The 21,608-nt window shown below is 53.6% G+C and carries 21 protein-coding genes; 8 read left to right on the forward strand and 13 right to left on the reverse strand.

Annotation, left to right across the window (positions count from 1 at the left end; all coding sequences use genetic code 11):
* Nucleotides 1–6: 6 nt before the first annotated feature.
* From gatA to EJ361_RS04125, 8 genes are all read right to left on the reverse strand, one after another.
* Nucleotides 7–1,455, reverse strand: coding sequence for an Asp-tRNA(Asn)/Glu-tRNA(Gln) amidotransferase subunit GatA (gene gatA / locus EJ361_RS04090; protein WP_126244089.1), 1,449 nt, complete (start codon nucleotides 1,453–1,455; stop codon nucleotides 7–9).
* A gap of 79 nt (nucleotides 1,456–1,534) precedes the next feature.
* Nucleotides 1,535–1,762, reverse strand: a complete 228-nt coding sequence (locus EJ361_RS04095; protein ID WP_126244090.1) for a Sec-independent protein translocase subunit TatA/TatB — start codon at nucleotides 1,760–1,762, stop codon at nucleotides 1,535–1,537.
* Between the two features lie 184 nt (nucleotides 1,763–1,946).
* Nucleotides 1,947–2,294 carry a 50S ribosomal protein L19 gene (rplS, locus tag EJ361_RS04100; RefSeq protein WP_126244091.1) on the reverse strand — a complete coding sequence of 116 codons (348 nt, stop codon included), beginning with the start codon at nucleotides 2,292–2,294 and terminating at the stop codon, nucleotides 1,947–1,949.
* A gap of 85 nt (nucleotides 2,295–2,379) precedes the next feature.
* Entirely contained in the window at nucleotides 2,380–3,060 is a 681-nt protein-coding gene (gene trmD, locus EJ361_RS04105; RefSeq protein ID WP_126244092.1) for a tRNA (guanosine(37)-N1)-methyltransferase TrmD, read from the reverse strand.
* Nucleotides 3,061–3,072: 12 nt separating this feature from the next.
* Nucleotides 3,073–3,594 carry a ribosome maturation factor RimM gene (gene rimM / locus EJ361_RS04110; protein WP_126244093.1) on the reverse strand — a complete coding sequence of 174 codons (522 nt, stop codon included), beginning with the start codon at nucleotides 3,592–3,594 and terminating at the stop codon, nucleotides 3,073–3,075.
* Nucleotides 3,595–3,671: 77 nt separating this feature from the next.
* Nucleotides 3,672–4,136 (reverse strand): 30S ribosomal protein S16, encoded by a 465-nt coding sequence (gene rpsP, locus EJ361_RS26125; protein ID WP_126244094.1) that lies wholly within the window; start codon nucleotides 4,134–4,136, stop codon nucleotides 3,672–3,674.
* A 124-nt stretch (nucleotides 4,137–4,260) separates the two neighbouring features.
* A complete protein-coding gene (gene ffh / locus EJ361_RS04120; protein ID WP_126244095.1) occupies nucleotides 4,261–5,580 on the reverse strand; it encodes a signal recognition particle protein in 1,320 nt (439 codons plus the stop codon).
* Between the two features lie 105 nt (nucleotides 5,581–5,685).
* Entirely contained in the window at nucleotides 5,686–6,561 is an 876-nt protein-coding gene (locus EJ361_RS04125) for a sigma-70 family RNA polymerase sigma factor (RefSeq protein WP_206614510.1), read from the reverse strand.
* Between the two features lie 393 nt (nucleotides 6,562–6,954).
* Here EJ361_RS04125 and EJ361_RS04130 point away from each other — a divergent pair, with 393 nt between their 5' ends.
* Entirely contained in the window at nucleotides 6,955–7,335 is a 381-nt protein-coding gene (locus tag EJ361_RS04130; RefSeq protein WP_126244096.1) for an START-like domain-containing protein, read from the forward strand.
* Here EJ361_RS04130 and EJ361_RS04135 read toward each other — a convergent pair.
* Nucleotides 7,332–7,937 (reverse strand): hypothetical protein, encoded by a 606-nt coding sequence (locus EJ361_RS04135; protein ID WP_126244097.1) that lies wholly within the window; start codon nucleotides 7,935–7,937, stop codon nucleotides 7,332–7,334. The genes EJ361_RS04130 and EJ361_RS04135 overlap by 4 nt on opposite strands.
* 142 nt (nucleotides 7,938–8,079) lie before the next feature.
* Here EJ361_RS04135 and EJ361_RS04140 point away from each other — a divergent pair, with 142 nt between their 5' ends.
* Complete coding sequence (locus EJ361_RS04140; protein WP_126244098.1) at nucleotides 8,080–9,519, forward strand: LptF/LptG family permease; 1,440 nt, start codon at nucleotides 8,080–8,082, stop codon at nucleotides 9,517–9,519.
* 112 nt (nucleotides 9,520–9,631) lie between these two features.
* On the forward strand, nucleotides 9,632–10,870 hold the full coding sequence (locus tag EJ361_RS04145; RefSeq protein WP_126244099.1) for an ArnT family glycosyltransferase: 1,239 nt from the start codon (nucleotides 9,632–9,634) through the stop codon (nucleotides 10,868–10,870).
* Nucleotides 10,871–11,044: 174 nt separating this feature from the next.
* Here EJ361_RS04145 and EJ361_RS04150 read toward each other — a convergent pair whose 3' ends face one another.
* Nucleotides 11,045–11,770, reverse strand: coding sequence for a superoxide dismutase (locus tag EJ361_RS04150; RefSeq protein ID WP_126244100.1), 726 nt, complete (start codon nucleotides 11,768–11,770; stop codon nucleotides 11,045–11,047).
* Between the two features lie 601 nt (nucleotides 11,771–12,371).
* Between EJ361_RS04150 and EJ361_RS04155 the strand changes: the two genes are divergently transcribed.
* Genes EJ361_RS04155 through EJ361_RS04175 form a run of 5 tightly spaced genes read left to right on the forward strand, consistent with a single transcriptional unit; the run spans nucleotide 12,372 to nucleotide 17,903 of the window.
* Nucleotides 12,372–13,439 (forward strand): ThiF family adenylyltransferase, encoded by a 1,068-nt coding sequence (locus tag EJ361_RS04155; protein ID WP_240646541.1) that lies wholly within the window; start codon nucleotides 12,372–12,374, stop codon nucleotides 13,437–13,439.
* 28 nt (nucleotides 13,440–13,467) lie between these two features.
* Nucleotides 13,468–14,166, forward strand: coding sequence for a hypothetical protein (locus EJ361_RS04160; RefSeq protein ID WP_126244102.1), 699 nt, complete (start codon nucleotides 13,468–13,470; stop codon nucleotides 14,164–14,166).
* A 57-nt stretch (nucleotides 14,167–14,223) separates the two neighbouring features.
* Nucleotides 14,224–16,383, forward strand: coding sequence for a sensor histidine kinase (locus tag EJ361_RS04165; RefSeq protein ID WP_126244103.1), 2,160 nt, complete (start codon nucleotides 14,224–14,226; stop codon nucleotides 16,381–16,383).
* Between the two features lie 22 nt (nucleotides 16,384–16,405).
* Nucleotides 16,406–17,503, forward strand: a complete 1,098-nt coding sequence (locus tag EJ361_RS04170; protein ID WP_126244104.1) for a sensor histidine kinase — start codon at nucleotides 16,406–16,408, stop codon at nucleotides 17,501–17,503.
* A complete protein-coding gene (locus EJ361_RS04175; protein ID WP_126244105.1) occupies nucleotides 17,487–17,903 on the forward strand; it encodes a response regulator in 417 nt (138 codons plus the stop codon). The genes EJ361_RS04170 and EJ361_RS04175 overlap by 17 nt, the downstream gene beginning before the upstream one ends.
* A gap of 93 nt (nucleotides 17,904–17,996) precedes the next feature.
* Here EJ361_RS04175 and EJ361_RS04180 read toward each other — a convergent pair whose 3' ends face one another.
* From EJ361_RS04180 to EJ361_RS04190, 3 genes are all read right to left on the reverse strand, one after another.
* Nucleotides 17,997–19,484, reverse strand: a complete 1,488-nt coding sequence (locus EJ361_RS04180) for a trypsin-like peptidase domain-containing protein (protein ID WP_126244106.1) — start codon at nucleotides 19,482–19,484, stop codon at nucleotides 17,997–17,999.
* 78 nt (nucleotides 19,485–19,562) lie between these two features.
* Nucleotides 19,563–20,798, reverse strand: a complete 1,236-nt coding sequence (locus EJ361_RS04185) for a sensor histidine kinase (protein WP_126244107.1) — start codon at nucleotides 20,796–20,798, stop codon at nucleotides 19,563–19,565.
* A 19-nt stretch (nucleotides 20,799–20,817) separates the two neighbouring features.
* Complete coding sequence (locus EJ361_RS04190) at nucleotides 20,818–21,495, reverse strand: response regulator transcription factor (RefSeq protein WP_126244108.1); 678 nt, start codon at nucleotides 21,493–21,495, stop codon at nucleotides 20,818–20,820.
* Nucleotides 21,496–21,608: the final 113 nt, after the last annotated feature.

Raw genomic sequence — 21,608 nt, forward strand, 5'->3', positions numbered from 1 at the left:
TTTGTTTTAAACTGTATCTACTTGTTGCATCTGCAACATGGTTTGTGCAATTTCTAACAAGTTCTGCTCGTCCAGTTCTCTCGTTATGATCTGTAGGCCATATGGCATCCCGTTTGAATGCCTGGCCAAAGGAACGGAAATCGCGGGAACCCCTGTGAGGTTGGCCAGTACCGTATAAATATCGGCAAGGTACATCGCGATCGGATCATCCATTTTCTCCCCGATTTTGAACGCGGTCGTAGGTACTGTCGGCAACAGGATGGCATCGTAACGCTGCAAAATCGCCTGCATCTTTTCCACCACCAGCCTTCGTACCTGCTGTGCTTTCGTGAAATAAGCGTCGTAATATCCGGCGCTCAGCACGAAGGTTCCCAGCAATATACGTTTTTTTACCTCCTTCCCGAAGCCTTCAGACCTGCTTTTTCGATAAAAATCGGTCAGATCGATGCCCTTTTCCGGCGTCCGGTGGCCATATTTGACCCCGTCGTACCGGCTCAGGTTACTCGATGCTTCGGCGGTAGTAAGCACGTAATATGCCGCTACCACGAAATCAAGGTATTCAAAATCAACCGGTTCTACGGTATGACCTTCCGCCTTTAACTGTTCAAAGAAACTTTCAAATCCCCCCCTCATTTCCGGGTCCAGGCCCTCGTGATGGAGGGCATCCCTTAGATACGCGAATTTGCGCTTTTTATTGTGCAGATCGGTACTTAATTGATATTCAGGCACATCACTTTGTGAGGCCGTGCTATCATAGGCATCGGGACCGGCTATGACTTGCAAAACTCTGGCAACGTCTGCAATATTCGAGCCAAAAATGCCAATTTGGTCGAACGAGGAAGCATAGGCCAGGAGCCCATGCCGGCTTACGCGGCCGTAGCTGGGCTTGAGGCCCACGATGCCGCAGAAATCGGCGGGCTGGCGCACGGAGCCCCCGGTATCTGAACCGAGGCTCACATGGCATAAACCTGCCTGTACCGCCACCGCCGAACCGCCGGAGGAGCCCCCGGGAACGCGCGTTTCGTCGAGCGCATTGAGCGTGGGGCCGTAAGCGGAATTCTCGTTGGTAGACCCCATCGCGAACTCGTCGCAATTCAGCCTGCCAATGATGATAGCCCCTGCTTCCAGGAGCCTTTCCACGGCCGTGGCGTTGTAGAGGGACTCAAACCCCTCCAGTATCCGGCTTGCCGCACTCACGGCGTGCCCCTTATAACATATTACGTCCTTGATACCAACGACAACGCCCGCCAGCAAACCGGGCCGCTCCCCTTTCCGGATCTTTTCATCCAGGGAACGGGCCTGCCGGAGGGCGTCTTCCGTAAAAACTTCCAGGTATGCGTTTAAATGACGGGTTTGCTCGATGCGGTCAAGGTACATCCGTACCGTTTCCTCGCAGTTCGCTTTCCCGGCATACAACGCGTCCTGAAAAGACGATATACTGCTGTATTCAGTCAAACCCAAACCAGTTTAAATCTTACAATGGTAGATCTCTGCATAAATCTCTGCACCTGCTATTTAGTCGCGGGAGCTTGGATTAAGCCTGTTTTTTAACGTCGGATTCACGCATCCCTTCTTCTACTTCGCGGCGCACGTTATCCTTTGCATCTTTGAACTCACGGATGCCTTTACCCAGGCCACGCATCAGTTCGGGAATTTTTTTGCCACCAAAAAGCAGCAAAACCACTGCGGCGATGAGAATCAGTTCAGTCATACCGAGTTCCTGGAAAAGTAAAAAAGGTGATTTAACGAAAATAGCAGTCATTTCTCAGTTTTTTATAGATGTTCAGCTAACAAAGATAACGTTTATTTGGGCTTCCGCAACCCTTCCACCCCACTTTAATCGAGTTTTAAGGTCTCCTCCGCATCCGTTCATAACCCCTTGTCTATCAACAAAAAAAGCGGGAATCCTTTCGGATCCCCGCATACTAATTTCCCTGTATAAAATACTAAACCCTTTTTTCTTTGATACGGGCAGCTTTACCCTGGCGCTCGCGCAGGAAGTACAGTTTAGCCCTTCTTACCTTACCAACCTTGTTCAGCACGATGCCGTCGATGTTGGGGGAGTACAGCGGGAAGAGTCTTTCAACACCTACCCCGTCAGAAATCTTACGAACAGTGAAAGTAGCCGTGAAACCAGTGCCCTGGATCTTTACCACATCACCTTTGAAGGATTGGATACGCTCCTTGTTGCCTTCAACGATCTTATAGTTAACGGTAACATTGTCACCGGCTTTAAACTTCGGAAATTGCTTATTAGCAGTCAACTGCTCGTGAACAAAAGAAATCGCGTTCATCTTTCAATTATTATTAGGACGGCAAAGGTAAGGAAGAATATCCAATAACCAACACCTTTTCCCGGTTTTTTAAAATTTATTTGATTCAGTCATGGTCCAACAAGTCCGGCCGGCGGGCTTTTGTACGTTTTAACGCCTCGTCGTGCCGCCACTCGTCTATCTTCCGGTGATCCCCGCTCATGAGGACCGCAGGCACTTTCCAGCCCCGGAACTCTTCCGGACGGGTATACACCGGCGGCGCCAGCATATTGTCCTGGAATGAGTCGAAAAGGGCCGAAGTTTCGTCGTTCAGCACCCCGGGCAACAGCCGCCCGATCGCGTCTACCACCACCGCTGCGGCCAGTTCGCCGCCAGACAGTACGAAGTCACCGATCGAGATCTCCATCGTCACGAAATGCTCCCGCACCCGCTCGTCGATCCCCTTGTAATGGCCGCAGATGATCAGCAGGTTCCCTTTGAGCGACAGCCGGTTGGCCGTTTTCTGGTTGAATTGCTGCCCGTCGGGCGTCATGTAGATGATCTCGTCGTAGGTTACTTCTTTTTGCAGCGATTCGATCGCGGTCACCAGCGGTTCGATCATCATCACCATTCCTGCCCCGCCGCCGAACTGGTAATCGTCGGTCTGGCTGTTCTTCAGGGTGGAAAAATCGCGCAGCTGGTGGATGTTTACCTCCAGCAGGCCCTTTGTTTTCGCCCTTTTCATGATCGAGTGGGAGAACGGGCTCTCCAGCAGATCGGGCTGTACGGTAATGATATCTATCCGCATAACTTATTTCTGTTACCCTAAATAAATGTCCAGCAGGCCGGCCGGCAGTTCGAGATGGAGCACCTTGCCCTTGCGGTCTACCTTTAACATGGTCTGTTCGTTCAGCGGCAGCAGCATTTCCTTTTCCCTGTAGGTGACGCGTGCCAGCAGCTGGTGCGGCATTTCGATGATCTCGTCCACCGTTCCCAGCACCCCATGCTCCGTATCCTGCGCCGTAAAGCCCAGGAGGCTCAGGGGCGCCTGGCCGGAAGCCTGCGCCTGGAAATCTTCTTCCTGGAGATACACGCCTTTCTGCAAAAAAGCCCTGGCGGCCTCGCGGGTGTCTATCCCCTCCAGTTTAACGTAAATATGCTCCGCATCCTTGGCTTTGGCTTTCTGCACGAAATAAGGCAGGAAACTGTTTTTCTGCGCTTCGATGAAAATAGCGGCCACGTCTTTGAGGGAAGACCGTTTGCCGAGGCTGTGCTTCAGCAGGAATTCCCCGTCTGTGCCGTGAACGGCGGCCAGTTTGCCGATATTGAAATAGTTCGCCATGAGCAGGTGTGATAAAAAAGCAAAAAGGGAATCTTTGCGAGCAAATCTTCCCTTTTTGAAATGTGTTATACAGCGGATTATGCTTCTGCCGGTGCTTCGCCTTCTTCAGCGGCGGGAGCGGCCGGAGCGGCGTCCTCAACTTTACGGACTACCGGAGTGGCAGCGCGTACTACTCTTTTCTGGCTTTCGCGGCGGGCGGTCACTTTTTCTTCGTGATCAGCCTGCCATTGCTCGAACTTGGTGTAAGCGGTAGGTTCGTCGAACAGACCGAGTTTCACACCACGGAGCAGGTGTTTCAGGTACAGTACGCCTTTGAAGGACAGGATCCTACGAACAGTGTCGGTGGGTTGAGCACCTTTCTGCAGCCAGCGGAGCGCTTTCTGCGTGTCAATGTTGATAGAAGCCGGTACGGTCAGCGGGTTGTAGGTACCGATTTTCTGAATGAATTTACCATCACGGGGCGCGCGGGCATCAGCCACTACGATAAAGTAAAAAGGTCTTTTCTTGGCGCCGTGTCTCTGTAATCTGATCTTAACTGGCATAAATAAGTCGAATTATTTTTTGCGAGTGGTGAAAAAAAATTGTTTCTATTGGGGCAGCAAATGTATAGCTAAAATTGAATTTTACAAAATAAAAGTTCACTTTTCACTTTTGCCGCTATTTTACTTATTTCATTTTCAGCCCTTTGGCTCCTCCAGGCATCTTATTCATCATTTTCATCATTTGACGCATTTGTTCAAATTGCTTCATGAACTGGTTGACGTCGGCGATTTCCTTCCCTGCGCCCTTCGCGATGCGGCGGCGGCGGCTCCCGTCGATCAGGTCGGGGTTGGCGCGCTCTGCGGGCGTCATGGAGTTGATCATGGCTTCGATGCCCTTGAACGCATCGTCGCTGATATCGAGGTCTTTCACGGCTTTGCCTACGCCGGGGATCATCCCGAGCAAATCCTTGATGGATCCCATTTTCTTGATCTGCTGCAGTTGCTCTTTAAAGTCGTCGAAATCGAACTGGTTCTGGCGGATCTTCTTCTCGAGTTTCTTGGCCTGTTCTTCGTTGAACTGGGCCTGAGCGCGCTCCACGAGGGTGGTAATGTCGCCCATGCCGAGGATACGCTGGGCCATACGTTCGGGGTAGAACACGTCGAGCGTGTCGAGCTTTTCGCCCATAGACACGAACTTGATCGGTTTCTGCACCGTGTAGGTGATGGTGAGGGCCGCGCCGCCGCGGGTGTCGCCATCGAGTTTGGTGAGCACGATACCGGAGAAATCGAGCTTTTCGTTGAAAGCCTTGGCGGTGTTGACCGCATCCTGGCCGGTCATGGAATCCACCACGAAGAGGATTTCCTGGGGCTGCACGGCTTTTTTCACGTTGCTTACCTCGGTCATCATCACTTCATCCACGGCCAGGCGGCCGGCGGTATCGATGATCACGACGTTGTTGCCGTTGGCTTTCGCCTGTTTGATGGCGTTTTCCGCGATCTGAACGGCGTTCTTGTTTTCGGGCTCGCTATATACTTCCACCCCGATCTGGCCGCCGAGTACCTGCAGCTGGTCGATCGCCGCAGGGCGGTAGATATCCGCTGCTACGAGCAGGGGCTTTTTGTTCTTTTTGGATTTGAGGAAATTGGCCAGTTTACCGGAAAAGGTGGTTTTACCGGAACCTTGCAGGCCGGCGATGAGGATCACGGTGGGGTTGGCTTTGAGCTCGAGTTCCACTTCGGTGTTGCCCATCAGTTCCACCAGTTCGTCTTTCACGATCTTCACCATGAGCTGGCCGGGAGAAATGGCGGTGATCACCTTTTCGCCGAGGGCTTTGTCTTTTACTTTATCGGTAAAGTCTTTGGCGATCTTGTAGTTCACGTCCGCGTCCACCAGGGCGCGGCGTATCTCTTTCACGGTAGTGGCGATATTGATTTCCGAGATACGACCTTCGCCCTTTAGTTGTTTAAAGGCCGATTCGAGCCGCTCTGATAATGATTCAAACATATTGGTAAACTGGTATGATCTTTAAAAATGCAAAATGGTGAATATTTCGAATATTCACCATTTGGACTGCAAAAATAAGTTTTTGTTGCGTTCGCGGGAAAAAAATCAGCCACCGAGATAATTCCGCAGCAGTTTGCTTCTGGAGGTGGTGCGGAGTTTGGTGATGGCTTTGTCTTTTATCTGGCGTACGCGTTCGCGCGTGAGACCGAATTTTTCCCCGATGTCTTCGAGGCTCATGGGGTGTTCCACGCCGATGCCGAAATAGAGCATGATCACGTCTTTCTGGCGGTCGGTGAGGGTGGAAAGGGAGCGTTCGATTTCGCGGCGGAGGGAATCGTGGTGATCGAGCTCCTCGTCTGCGCTAACGGCATTGGGATTCTCGAGCACGTCGAGCAGGGAGTTGTCTTCGCCGTCGATGAACGGAGCGTCCATAGACACGTGGCGGGCGGCAACGCCGAGGGTGGCTTCCACTTCTTCGGTGTTGATTTCGAGGATGGTGGCGAGCTCGTCGGGCGAGGGTTCGCGTTCGAATTCCTGTTCGAGCTGGGAGTAGGCTTTGCTGATTTTGTTGGACAGGCCTACTTTATTGAGCGGGAGGCGCACGATGCGCGACTGTTCTGCGAGTGCCTGGAGGATGGATTGACGGATCCACCAAACGGCGTATGATATGAATTTGAAACCGCGGGTTTCATCGAAGCGCTGGGCGGCTTTGATGAGGCCGAGGTTGCCTTCGTTGATAAGGTCAGAAAGGGAAAGGCCCTGGTTCTGGTACTGTTTGGCTACAGACACCACGAAGCGGAGGTTGGCCTTGGTGAGCTTTTCCAACGCGCGCTGGTCGCCCTGCTTGATGCGGATGGCCAGGTTCACTTCTTCTTCCGGCGTGATGAGATCCACTTTGCCGATCTCCTGCAAATACTTTTCTAGCGACTGGGACTCACGATTCGTGATAGACTTCGTGATTTTAAGTTGGCGCATTGACATAGCACGGGAACAGTTACAGGTTATAAATAAGTTAATTTAGAAGAATGCCCAACAAAAATAACTTTTTTTAGATACGACCCAAAAAAAAATACTAACCATTGAATCCTTTTCAAGCAAAATCGATTGTTGGTAATAATCCGTCTGTGTATGCCGCATTAACCGGCACTGATGCTGGATTCACTTATGATTACCAGCGGGTAGAGAACGGGGTTGGTTTAACCGTTTCTTCAATCGCAAAATACATAATTAAATTTTTTTATATTCCATTTTGTTATAAATCGTGAAAATGAAGGCTTTAGGCGGGAAAATGTTTTTCAAGATTTATTTTGATAGAATAAATAATTTTCTATAATTGCAGGCAGATGATTTTGATTTCTATAATAATACAGTGCGATGTCAAAGAAAGTGCAATATGAGTTAGAATATCCGGTGCGGTGCTCCCCAAGTATTCTTTATGAATTTTTGTCGACCCCTGCTGGTTTGCAGGAATGGTTTGCCGACAAGGTGGATTTCCGGGATAATGTTTTTTCGTTTTCCTGGAATGGGTCCGCAGAGGAAGCAGAAGTGCTGGAACAGGAAGAAGACGAGTTTATCCGCTTACATTGGACACATGCTCCCAAAAACGAGTATTTCGAATTCAGGATTCGGATATCCGAAGTAACGAACATGACTATCCTGGTAATCAAGGATTTCGCAGAGAAGAAGGAAGTGGCGGACCAAAGCCAGCTCTGGGATTACCAGATCAAGGACCTTTTCCACCGTATCGGCAACTAACGAACTGAGGAGCCTCCCAAACAGCCCAGCAGCGATGCATATTCTACCGCCGCAACGGGCAGGATATTTTCCCAATCTGTCAACTTACACTGTTTTGCTATTTTAACGAAGGGCTGATGCAGTAAGCTTTCCCATTGCGCCTGCGTGAGGGTGGAAGCTGCGCGATAGTTGTCTTCGCCGAAATGATGCTGCCAGGGGTCGTCGTTCACACAAACGTACCATCCCGCGGATGCGAGCCGTTCGTGCATGCCCGTTAACACGCCGCGCAGGCGCTCCAGCTCCTCCCCCGCCAGGTGCAGCGTGAGGCTGAAATAGCGCCCCCACCAGAAAAACGTGCGGCAGGCGAATATACTGTTCCGTGAAAAAGCACGGGGATAGTCGAGCATGACGTACGGAAGGCCCAGGTATTGTTCTCCCCGCGATATCTTCGGCGGCTGCGCCCCTTCCAGCTTCAACCCTCCGATCGTCATATCCGCCTCCATGGCCGATTGCAGCGATCCAAACATCGCATACACCTTTTCGATCACCCGGTTTTTCGTGAGAATGATCTCCGCGTCTGCCGCCAGCGCCATTTCGCTTTCCGTAAGCCTGTAGTCTTCCATGCCGAAAATATTAACCAATTTTTGAGCGGGCCGCTGTTCCTCCTGTCCGGATTCGTATTAACTTTGTGCGGCCGCTTTTCAAAAATAAGCTGAAAACCAGGCCTTTTTACATTTTACCGTTTTATTTTTCATTCGCCGATTCGTGAAGAAACTCGATAAACTGATCATCAAAACCTTCGTAGGCCCATTCATCGCCACGTTTTTCGTGACGCTGTTCGTGCTCATCATGCAGTTCGTCTGGAAATATATCGACGATCTCGTGGGCAAAGGGCTGGACACGCCGGTGATCATGGAGCTGCTCATCTATACCAGCGCCAGCCTCGTTCCGCTTGCGCTTCCGTTGGCCGTGCTCCTTTCTTCCATCATGACTTTCGGCAACCTCGGCGAAAGCTTCGAACTGGTGGCCATCAAATCGGCGGGCATTTCCCTGCTCCGGTTCATCCGCCCCCTGCTGTTCCTTTCCATCGGCATCGGCATCGGCGCCTTCCTTTTCGCCAACTATATCATCCCCATTGCCAACCTTCGCGCCAAATCGCTCCTCTACGATATCACCAATTCCAAACCCGCCTTCAACATCAAACAGGGCGTGTTTTACGGCGACATCCCGGGGTACACCATCAAAGTAGCGAAGAAAGAAGCGGATAACAAGACCATCCACCAGGTGATGATCTATGAAAACTCCCTGGGGGATAAAAACCCGCGCATCATCCTCGCCGAAAAAGGCACGATGGAATTGTCGGCCGACAAACGTTTCCTCCTGTTCACGCTCTATAACGGCTGGCGATATGAAGAACGCGGCAATACCCGCGCCCAGCAAGGCAATGAGCTGATCAGGCTCGGGTTCAAGAAATACATCAAACCGTTCGACCTCCAGACGTTCGCGTTCGACCGCCTGCCGATGGACCTTTTCGCCAGCAACCAACAGATGCTGAACGTCCGCCAGCTGGATTACGGCATCGATTCGCTCCGCCGCATCGATTCCTCCATCGTGCGTACCGTCAACGCCTATGTGACCACCCGGTATCCGTTCTACAAGTGGAAAGACACGGGCTGGGCGGCGCAGGTGAAGCCCCTGGCGACGGATACCTTTTTCAATTCGATCCCTGAAGCCAGCCGCAGGTACGTGATCGAGCGGGTGGAGTCGAACCTCCGGGAATCGGAGTCGAGCCTTTCCACTTCTTCCAGAGATTACGTCGACAATAAAGAAAAAATCTCGCTTTTCAAGGTGGAATGGCAACGCAAGTTCTCCCTGGCGGCGGCCTGCGTGGTGCTTTTCCTCATCGGTGCGCCGCTGGGCTCCATCATCCGGAAAGGCGGGCTGGGAACTCCGCTCGTGTTTGCGGTGATCTTCTTCGTCGTCTTCAACATCTTCTTCATGACCGGCGAAAAAATGGCCCGGCGGGAAGTTATGGCTTCCTGGAGCGGCATGTGGCTCGCCAATATCGTTTTGTTGCCCATTTCGGCTTTCCTGGTGTACAAGGCCATGAACGACAGCCAGCTTTTCAACAAGGAATTCTACTACCGCTTCTTCCAGCGCGTGAAAAAGGAGTGGCAAAAACGCTTCAAAAAACAGCCTTCCTGAGTTTGCGGCACGGTTGATGCGGTAACTGCTTTCTCCGGCCGGGCACTACCGGCTGGGAAAATGGCGTTATTACCGTTAAACGGCCCGAGAGACCGGCAAACCATACCGACCGATGAAGCAAATCCTGACAGTTCTGGCAGCAGCACTGCTGTTCCTTCCTTTTCCTATTTTTTTCCGGACAGGCCTTGCGCCGGGTGCCGACGCTCCGCTGTACGGCTGGCTACAATCTGCCGCGGAAGCGGTTTTCGGCAACGGTCCATTTGCCGCCCGCGTTCCCAACGCGCTGGCGGGCATTTTGACCGTGCTCTCCTGTTTCCAGCTCGGGAAGCGGCGCGACGATGAGCGTTTCGGGATGTGGTGGGCCCTGATCCTCGTGGGTTCCTGGCTGCCGCAACTGTTGTTCAGGAGCGATGCGCCGATGATCTGGGGCAATTACTTCCTTTTTCTTTCCATATACCTGGCTTACCGCGTATCGTGGAGCACTTCGCCCTGGCGCGCGGCGGCCTTGTCGGGCGTAGGCCTGGGGATTGCGACCTTGTCTGCCGGGCTCATGGCGCCTGTCATTTGGGCTTTGACGGGGCTGGTGTACTGGACCTGGAAGCGGTTCCATACCGGTATGAAGTGGCCGCAGCTGTTATTCATCGTCATGATCGCCGCGGTGACGGCGGGCTGGTATTATGCCTGGCTGGGCTGGCGCGGCGGACTGGCGGGGCTTCGCATCCCACCCTATGCTTCCTACGGCAACCCGTTTTCGCTGCACTGGCTGGCCATGGTGGCCTGTTTCCCGGCGCTGGTGTTTGCCTTGACCTGGTTGCAGACGGCGCGCACGCGGTCTATTTACCTGGCGGAGCCGGCGGAAAACAGGGATATGTCGTGGTGGATGTGGGCGTTTTTCTGGACGGGACTGCTGGTGCTATCCGTGATGCGCGCGCCGCTGGAAAGTGCGTCGTTGCTGCATGTGCCGCTGGCGTACCTGGCGGCGGTGCAGGTGCACCGTGTGGTGGAGGGGCGGCTCCGCATGCGGCCCTGGATCCTCGGGCTGCTGGTCTTCCCGGGCATTGGCGGAGGGTTGATGCTGGCGTTGCTGCCGCTGGCGGGCAAATATCACCCGGAATTGCTGCCGAAATACTTCCGGCCCGATGCGGATTGGCATATCGCGGAGATGGCGTATGGTATTTTGTATATGATCTTCACGGCCGTGGGCGCGGCTTTGGTGGCAAAAAAGCGGGCGCAGGAGGGATTGATGCTGCTGCTTTTCGGCGGGATGCTGCTGATTACGCTGGCGGCGGTGAGTTTCGGGGAAAAGGTGCAACTGGCGCCGCAGGGAACGGCTATGGAAACGAAAAGGTAATTCCCGGGAAGTAATATGATGGAAAGGCTTGTACCCTCTTCGGGTGCCGGCCTTTTTTCGTTTGGACGGAAATCCTGATCCGGGGAAAATTCCCGGTGATGGCTGGGTAAACGGTCGTAAAAAAGCGACCGTTGCGCAGGGCAACGGTCGCGGGCATATGTTGGGCCGGGGGCCTTATTTCCTGAGGGCTTCTTCGTAGAGCGCGCTCACTTTTTCCCAGTTTACCACGTTCCAGAAGGCCGCGATATAGTCGGGGCGCTTGTTCTGGTGTTTGAGGTAATAGGCGTGTTCCCACACATCGAGGCCCAGGATGGGAGTTCCGGGTTCTTTGGCGAGGTGGGTCATGAGCGGATTGTCCTGGTTAGGGGTGGAAGTGATGGCGAGTTGGCCGCCTTTCTTCACGATGAGCCATGCCCAACCGGAGCCGAATACGCCTTTGGCGGCGTCGCCGAATTTCTGGCGGAAGGCTTCGTCTGATCCGAAAGCCGCGGTGATAGCGGATTTCAGTTTGGCGGAGGGTGCTGTCTTGGTGGGCGACAACAGGCTCCAGAAGAGCGAGTGATTGTAATGGCCGCCGCCGTTGTTGCGGATGGCGGGCGCTGCCGCGGTAACGGCAGACAGGATCTGAGCAAGGGATTTGGAGGCGAGGGGGCTCGACTTCAGGGCATCGTTCAGATTTTTCACATAAGCGGCATGGTGTTTTCCGTGATGGATTTCCATGGTGAGCTGGTCGATATTGGGCTCCAGCGCGCCGGCGGCATACGGAAGGGGCGGCAGTTCGAACGGGGCTTTGGCGGCGAGGAGGTCTTTATGTTGCTCCCCTGCAAAAAGCCCAGACGGATTGGCTATCGCAGCCACGCCGGCCAGTCCGGCCAGTTTTATGAATTCTCTCTTATTCATAATGAACATATTATTATTACAAATCTATTATTTCCACCGTAAAACCACGCAAATATTACACCAATGATGGGCGTTTTATTAATTTGCAGCTGCGAAGGCCATTATTTTACGGTTACTGCAAAATAAAGCCTTCGATTCTCGTTTAATTTGAAATTAATTGCTATTTTACTTTTCTATTCATGTGTAAGCTGTAGTGTACTTAATCATTTTGAAAAGATGAAGCCATTTATCCCTGGAGCCAGGATCAGTCCCCGACGGTACGAAAAGTGTGCCGCAGGCGAGCCTGACTACCAAATCCGGCGAAATCCGGGCATCGTCCATCTCCCCTTAAAAGTCAAATCAAGCGCTATTCTTTTCCATTCAAGTTCATTAATTAAAACCCCTGTTTCCTGAAAAGGGAAAAGGTGACACAGGATTCCCGGCCGTTGGGCTTATGCAAACGGTTGAATGCAACGAATTACACCGGCCGGCAGCCGAAACGAAGCCGGGCGGCATTTGATTTTTGGATATAAGTATCAGAGCTCAGGCAATAAATCATTAAAAGAAAATCGAGCGTAGCGGCAGTATGACACTAAAGGAACGCATACAAGAGACACAATCGGTGCCTATCACCTTCACTCCGGAATTTTTCTACCCGGACCGGGCTGCAGATCAGGCAGCACTGCAGCAATTGCTGCAGGCGCAACCGTATATTAGGGTATATGATGAGCTGGCCGGCCAGCTCCGGGAACTGGTGAAAGTCCAGCACCCGGCGCGCCGGCTGTCGGAAGCGGAATCGGCCGCGGCCGTGGAAGCGCATCTGAACGGCGTTCCGCAAGACCAGTACGGCGTTTGGGTTTTTTACCCATGGACGGCCAAGCTGGTGCACCTGCTCGGAAAGGAAGAATTCATCGCGCTCCGCACTTCGCGGAACATGCATAAGATCACGGCGGCAGAAAGAGATGTGCTGCAGGAAAAGAAAATTGGTGTCATCGGTCTTTCCGTAGGCCAGACCATTGCCCTCACACTGGCTATGGAGCGGGTTTGCGGGGAATTGCGGCTGGCGGATTTCGACGATGTGGAACTGACGAATATGAACCGCCTGCGCACGACCGTCGACAACCTGGGGATGCCCAAAGTGATCGTAGCGGCGCGGGAGATCGCGGAAATCGACCCTTACATCCAGGTGAAAGTGTACCTGGACGGGGCTACGGAAGCGAATTTAGACGATTTTCTCACCGGCGGCGGCAAGCTGGACGTTCTGGTAGAGGAATGCGACGGGATCGATGTGAAGATCCTCAGCCGCCAGAAAGCCCGCAAGCACCGCATCCCCGTGGTCATGGATACCAACGACCGCGGTATGCTGGACATCGAGCGGTTCGACCTCGACCCGGAATACCCCCTGTTGCACGGGCTCATCCCTCCTATCGAAGACCTGGGCATGTTGAAACATTTGAGCAACGAGGAAAAGATTCCCATCCTGGGGCCGATGGCGGGTATGGCAGACATGAGCCCCCGCATGAAATATTCGCTGGGAGAGATCGGCAAAACCATCACCACCTGGCCGCAACTGGCCTCCTCCGTTATGCTGGGCGGGGCGTTGGTGACAGACACCTGCCGGAGGATACTGCTGGACCAGCTGAAAAGCTCCGGCAGATATTATGTGGATTTCGATCAACTCATTCAATAACGCCCAAATTAACTAAACGAAGCATTCAATGAGCGCACCGATCAACGTTAGGGCATTTTTCGCACCAGACGACCCGGAAGCTGCCATGCGATTTTACGAGGGCCATAGTAAGCTGTTGCAGATTTACTTCGGCATTCACAAAATCACATCCGGCAATGTGGACTGGATCAGCCACCGGAATACGGTAGTGGTGATCGTGGAAGACGAAACAGGCACCAAGACCTACGGTGGCGCCCGGGTTCAGATTGCGGACGGCGTACTCCCGCTCCCCATCGAAATGGCAGTGGGCAAGTACGATCCGAAAGTGTATACGGACGTGGTGCCCGGCAGTGCGGAAATCTGCGGGCTGTGGAACTCCAAGGAAGTGGCCGGCATGGGCATCGGGAGCCTCATCCTCAGCCGGGTCTGTGTGGCACTCACCACCCAGCTGCCCGTGGGAAACGTACACGTACTTTGCGCACCGGTAACGGTGAGAGGCGCCAAGCGTGTAGGCGCGGTCATCGACACCTCGCTGGGGAATGAAGGGGTGTTTTATTATCCAAAAGACGACCTGGTGGCAACGGCGATGATCATCCGCGACAACCACGAGCTGGCCAGCGCCGACCCCTCGGAGCAGGCACTCATCGCCGACTTGCGGAGCAATCCCAACCAGGTGCGCACGGAAACCGGCCCCAAAGGGACCTTCGAAGTCAATTACATGTTGGGCCTCCCACAAATGGTTCCTTAAAATCAGTATGTTTGCTGCGGAATTTGCCGCCTGACTATATAACAATCGTGAACTAAAATGTCTATACGTTTATTCGCCCTGATCCTGGTTACCCTTGCTGCCCAATTGACGACCCGCGCACAGACGCCCGTCGTGTTCCGCGACAGCGCCCAGCTTTTGCAGGTAGGCGAATACCTGGATCTTTATATCGACAGTTCCAACGAGCTTACCATCGACCAGGTGCGCAAGCAGGAATTCCGGCCTTCCGGCACGAGGGTGCCCAACCTCCAGATCACACCCTTCACCAGCTGGGCACGCATCCACGTCAGCAACGCCACGCCCATCACCCGGCTCCTCCTCGAAGTGGAATACCCCACGATCGACGAGATTTCGCTCTATGAATTGCTCCCGGGCGGAGGGTACAAAGTGACCGAACTGGGCCAGTATCAGCCTTTTAAGGTACGCCCCATCAACCATCAGAACTACATCTTCCCCCTCGACATACAGCAGGGGCAAACCCGCGAATATTACCTGAAGATCCGCGCCGGCGAACAGGCTCAGCTGCCCATGTACCTCGGCGCCGAATCCACGCTGTTCGCCAAGAATACCGAGCGTAACTTCATTTTCGGGCTGTATGCCGGCATCATTCTCGTGATGGCGCTGTACAACTTCTTCATCTGGCTCACGGTGCGCGACAACAGCTATCTCATTTACGTGAGCTATATCATTTGCGTGGGCCTTACGCAGGCCTCGCAGCAAGGGTATACATTCCGTTTCCTGTGGCCGAACAGTCCATGGCTGGCGATGCACGATACGCTCATCATCCCGGTTTTCAACGGGATCACGGCGGCGCTTTTTATCCAGTCGTTCCTGCATACCCGTGAAAAGTACAAACTGGGGCACAAACTCCTCACCGGCGTGGTGATCGCCTATTCGCTGGCGCTCGTTCCCACGTTGATGGACAACCACTTCGTGGCGAACATGATGACGCAGATCATTGCCATGACGGCTTCGCTGCTGGCGATTTTCGTGGGCTTCAAGGTGTGGCGGAAAGGGTACGGGCCCGCGGCTTACTTCCTCGTGGCCTGGGGGATTTTCCTGGCGAGCGTATGTATTTTCGTGTTGCGGAATTTCAATATCCTGCCGTATAACGACTTCACGTATTATGCCCTGCAGGTGGGCTCCGCGGCGGAGGTAACCTTGCTTTCCTTTGCGCTGGCCAACAAGATCAATATTTACCGGAAGGAGAAGGAGGAATCCCAGGCGGTGGCGCTTCGAATTTCGCAGGAAAACGAGCAGCTGGTGCGCGAACAGAACGTGATACTGGAAGCGAAAGTGGCCGAACGCACCGAGGCGCTGCAAACCGCCAACGGTGAACTGAACAAAGCGCTCACCAACCTGAAAAGCGCCCAGACGCAACTGGTGGAATCGGAGAAAATGGCCTCGCTCGGTCAGCTCACCGCCGGCATCGCCCACGAAATCAACAATCCCATCAACTTCGTAACGTCCAACATCAAGCCGCTGAAGCTCGATTTCGAGGATATCCGTTCCCTGCTGCGAAAATACGACACCATTCGTCCGGGAGAAGACGTGGCCGGGCAACTGGCGGAGATCGAACGGTTCAAGCAGCAGATCGATATCGGGTATCTGCATGAGGAGATAGATACCCTTATCAAAGGGATCGAAGACGGCGCCAACCGTACCGCCGAGATCGTGAAAGGCCTCCGCACCTTCAGCCGTCTCGACGAAAGCGACCTCAAATCGGTAGACATCCATGACGGCCTCAACTCCACCATGGTATTGCTCCGCAACAATATCCCCAAGAACGTGACGGTACATTACGATTACGGCGAACTGCCGAAAATCGAATGCTTCGCCGGCAAGCTCAACCAGGTGTTCCTCAATATCATCAACAACGCGCTGAACGCCATCAAAATGAAGCCGGACCAGGGAGACGAACGGCTGACGATCAAGACGCGGCTGGAAGCCGACCAGATGGTGAGCATCAGTATCAAAGACAGCGGCATCGGCATGTCTGACAAGGTAAAGGAAAAGATTTTCGAGCCGTTCTTCACGACCAAAGACGTCGGCGAAGGCACGGGCCTCGGGCTATCCATCGTATTTAGCATCATCGAGAAGCACCACGGAAGGATCGTGGTAAACTCCGAACCCGGAAACGGAGCGGAATTTATCATATATTTACCCCAGAATGTGCCTATCGCTCAGAGTCATGCGTAAATAAAAGCAGAAAGAACCCTACATGAAAAATAGCCGTATCAGGATTTTGTACATCGACGACGAAGTACATAACCTTAATGCATTCCGCGCGAATTTCCGCAGAACTTACGAGATATATACCGCCAGTTCTGCCGCCGAAGGCATGCAGGTACTGAGAGGAATCGAAGTACATATCATCATCGCAGACCAGAAGATGCCCACCACCACCGGTGTGGAATTCTTCAACGAGATCAAGGATTTGCTGCCGGACCCCATCCGCATCCTCCTCACCGGTTATACCGACGTGGAAGATATCATCGACGCCATCAACAAGGGGCACATCTTTTCCTACATCAAAAAACCCTGGGACGAGCACGAGCTGTTCAAAACCATCAATAACGCATACGAGATCTATTCCGCCCGCAAGCAGCTGAAGGAAAAGGTGGCGGAGCTGGAAAAAACGAACGACGAACTGAACCGGTTCATCTATTCCACCTCGCACGACCTCCGCGCGCCGCTCATGAGCGTGCAGGGCATCATCAACCTCAGCCGGCTCGATAATACGATGACCGACCCGCAGGGGTACATGGGGATGATCGAAGTGTGCATCACGCGGCTGGACAGTTTCATCCAGAAGATCATCGAATATTACCGGAATTCACGGCTGGACCTGGAGTATGAGAAAATCGACTTCCAGGCGCTGATGAACGATTGCATCGATACGTTCAAGCATCAGAATACCAATATCGGTTTCAATGTGAATGTAGACCAGCCGGTGCCTTTCAAGGGAGATTTCTTCCGGATCAGCGTTATCCTGAACAATCTGATCAGCAATGCCGTTAAATATCAGAAGCCGGACGAGACCTCCCCGCAGGTGAGCCTCTCCGTGAAGGTAGAGCCGCATAAAGCTACGATCAGGATAGAAGATAACGGGATCGGGATACTCAGCGAGCACCTGAGCAACATTTTCAAAATGTTCTTCCGCTCCAAGAACAACAACAAACCCGGAAGCGGTATAGGCCTGTATATTGTAAAAGAAGCCCTCAACAAGATCGGGGGCACCATCGGCGTAGATTCCCGTTACGGAGAAGGCACGCAATTTGAAATTACCATTCCGAACAGAAATGAATTCGATACCTGATCTCCGCGTAATATTAATCGACGATAACGATATCGATCTGCTACTGCATGAACGGCTCATATCCATTCAGCAGATCAGCCGGACGATCCTTTCATTCAGCAATGCCAATAAAGCGCTGGAATTCCTGTCCAGCAACATTACCCTCCCCCACATCCCGCCCACCGTCATCCTCCTCGATATCCAGATGCCGGAAATGGACGGGTTCGAGTTCCTCCGTTCCTTCGATTCCTATCCGCAGAAGATCAAGAACCAGTGTTACATCATCATGGTTTCCTCTTCCCTCGACTTCGGCGATATTTCCCGCACCAACGCCAACCCGATGGTGATCCGCCTGCTCAAGAAGCCCTTGCAGCCCAAGGAGCTGAAAGATGTCATAGAGGGCATTTTCCGCGATCAGTAAATAAAAAAAGGCTTCTTCATACGAGATGAAGAAGCCATATAAGTTCCCCGGGCAACGGGCCCGGAAAACGGACCCCCTGGTTACAATTCCTTCCTAGTTTTCATTGATACCGTAATAATAAGCTTTTCCACTGCCGGGATATGTACCCTCGATCTGGTAATTGCCGTTCTGACGCGCCAGGGCCGCTTTCAGCTCGTCTACCGTGCGTACGGCGATGCCGCCCACCCGGGTAATTACAAATCCTTCCTTCATGTTCGTCTGCTGGTCGAGCAGGCCGCCTTCCTCGATGGATTTCACCTGCACGCCTCCTGCAATGCCCAATTTGGCTGCATCCTGGCGTGAGAGGGCTGCAAAATCCGCCCCCAGTGCGCTCACCGAAGCGCCGTTGCCTGCGGTCATATTGCCGAGCTTACCTTTCAATGTTGCGTGCAATTGCTGTTCACTGCCATTACGCTGCAGTGTGAGCGCTACTTTATCGCCGGGCTTGAGCCTTGCGATCTGTTCAGACAGTTCGGAACCGGAATTCACCACTGCGCCGTTCACTTTCGTGATCACGTCTCCCTTCTTCACACCCGCTGTTGCCGCTGCGCCTGAAGGATCGGTATCCATCACGTACACACCGTCCGTATTGTTAGCGGTAATGCCGAGCTCTTTTTTCTGTGCATCGTCGAGGTTATCGGGCGCCATGGAGATGCCCAGGTAACCCCGCTGCACGCTGCCGAACTGTTTGATGTCGTTGATCACCTTTTTCATGAGGTTAGACGGGATGGAATACGCGTATCCCGCATAAGCGCCCGTAGGCGAAGCGATGGCGGAGTTGATGCCCACCAGTTCCCCGTTCGTGTTCACGAGCGCGCCGCCGCTGCTGCCGGGGTTCACGGCCGCATCCGTTTGCAGGAAGGCTTCCACCGGGGCGGAACCCTGGCGGTTGATGCCGATGCTGCGCGATTTGGCGGAGATGATGCCCTGCGTTACGGTAACGTCGAGGTTAAGGGGATAGCCGACGGCCAGCACCCATTGGCCCAGGCGAACGTCGTCAGAATTGCCGACCGGGATGGCAGGCAGGTTCTTCGCGTCGATCTTGATGAGGGCCAGGTCGGTATTGGGATCGGTACCGATCACCGTTGCCTTGTAGTTTTTCCGGTCGGTCAGTGTGACCGCGATCTCGGAGGCGCCGTTCACCACGTGGTTATTGGTGACGATGTAACCGTCTTCGCTGATGATCACGCCCGATCCGGAAGCCCGCTGTTCGGGAGTGCTGAATTGCCGGCGGCCGCCTTCACCGAAGAAACGGCGGAAAATGTCGTCATCCATCCCTTCGAACGGATTTTGTTGGGCTACCTGCCTGCTTTTCACGAGCGTGCGGATATGCACGACGGAGGGTACTGCGTTCCCTGCCGCCTTTTCAAAATCAGTAGGCTGGGCCGAAGCCGGGCCTGTATATGCTGTTTGAATGAGGGGTTCAGGGTTTCCGAAGCCGATACCATCCGAAATTCTGCCGGTTTTGCCGCTGAGCGCGAATCCACCGGCTACCACGGCCCCTCCGATGAGGAAGCCTGCAATGAGTTTCTTATTGATCATAGTATCCAGAGTTTTATGGTGTAAAACTGCCGTGGCATTCTGAATACTTTCTGAATATCGGGGAAGCGGGGAACGATTTTAACTTTTCATTATCACCTGGAAGTTGTGCATGCCTTTCTCCCAGCCGTATTTCACTTCGAAACCGTAGAGGTCGCAGATCTTGCGGACGATCTCCAGGCCCAGGCCCAAAGACTCCGCATCCTTGCTGTTCTTGGCAAAACGCTGGTAGATGCGGTCTTCCTGCAGCGGGTAAGCCTGCCCTGTATTGCTGACGGTCAACACACCGTTGGCGCCCTTCACCACGATCTTCCCGCCGGGCAGATTGTGGCGGATGGCGTTGGAAAGCAGGTTGCCCAGCAATACTTCCAGGAGGTTGGGGCTCATGTTTACCGGCAATTCATCCAGCCAGTCTTCTTCCACCTTCAACCCTTTCTGCGCGATCTGCGGCTCGTATTGCGCCAGCAGATGCCGCGCCGTTTCACGGACGAACACGGCTGCCGTATCGGGGAATTGTCCGTTCTGGATGCGCGTAAGCAGGAGCAGCCCCTTGTTCAGCCGCGTCATCCGGTGGCTGGCGTCTGCCAGTTCGCTGATGAGCGCGGCCTGTTCTTCGGACAGCGGCGTGGTTTGCATGAGCATTTCCAGTTTTCCCTGGAAAACCGCCAACGGCGTCCGCAATTCGTGGGAGGCGTTTTCCGCGAATTCTTTCTGGGAAAGATAGGACTGGCGGCTTCTTTCCGCCAGCTGTTCCACCGCCGAGTTCAGTTCCCCGAACTCGCTGATGCCCGAAGGCGCCAGTTGCAACGGTGCCGGATCGTCGACCTTATACGCCCGCAACTTGCGAAGCGTCTGGTAAAAAGGCTTCCAGATGCGTTTCGCCAGCGACTGGTTGATGAGCAGCAATCCCGTCAACAGCAAAATCAGCAACACCGATTGTAAAATAATAATGCTCCCGATCAGCCGCTGATGATCTGCCAGCGACGATTTGATCTGCAGCCGGTACGTTTCCTGGTTGATGACGAGGTAAGAGGTGAGCAGGCGGTATTTATCGGATGTGTACAGCGAATCGCTTTCGGGCCGGCGGGGCGCTTTTTCGAGCGTCACCCCATCGTCCAGCTGCGGCTGGAGCGCTTCCGGCTCCATTTCCATGACCCGGAGCCGCGGGATGAGCTGCGTTTTGGTGGCTACGAGACTGGCGTCGATGTTAGACAACACGATGCGTTGCAGCACGTAATAAAATACCGGGATCGCAACCATGAGCAACACGATCGACAGCCAGAAATAATATTGGAGGGTTTTGTTGAGCAACTTCATCGGTGAAACTTTTTACGTGTCAGGGCGCTTCGAGTTTGTACCCCATGCCGTATACCGCTTTGATATGATCGGTCCAGCCGGCCTGGATGAGTTTCTTCTTGAGGTTTTTCATGTGGGCGTAAATAAAATCGTAATTATCGAACAGTCCCTCCCCATCGCCCGACAAATGTTCTGCTATCGCATGTTTGGATACTACACGGTTGCGGTTGGTGAGCAGGTAGAGGAGCAGGTCGTATTCCGATCGGGTGAGGTCTGCGGGTTGATTCCCGACGCGGACCGTTCTGGCGGCTGTATCTACGGTGAGGCCGGCGGCTTCGAGGATGGAAGTGCCGGAGAAGCGCCTGCGGCGGATGACGGCGGCGATGCGGGCGCTCAGTTCGGACAGGTGGAATGGTTTTACGAGGTAATCGTCTGCCCCGAGCTGGAGGCCCCGGATGCGGTCTTCGATGCCGTCGCGGGCGGAAATGATGATGACGCCGTCTGTCTTGTTGTTTTCCCGGAGGGCTTTGAGGACCTGGAGGCCGTTGCCGTCTGGCAGGGAAATATCGAGGAGGATGCAGTCGTAGTCGAAGGATTCTATGCGCTGCAGGGCGGAGTGTTTATCGGCCACCAGTTCGCAGGTGTATGCTTCCGCCTGGAGGTAGTCGGAGATGCTTTGGCCGAGGGCTTTTTCGTCTTCGATGATGAGGATCTTCATAATTCCGGGATGAAAATACGGAATTTCGGTGGTGGGGGGATGGGAGATGTTTTGCTAATCGTTTTTGGGGAGGGATGAACGGCGGGAATGAAAAAAGCCCCGCGGCTGCGGGG

This window comes from Chitinophaga rhizosphaerae (assembly GCF_003958645.1).
In the GTDB taxonomy this organism is placed as follows: Bacteria; Bacteroidota; Bacteroidia; order Chitinophagales; family Chitinophagaceae; genus Chitinophaga; species Chitinophaga rhizosphaerae.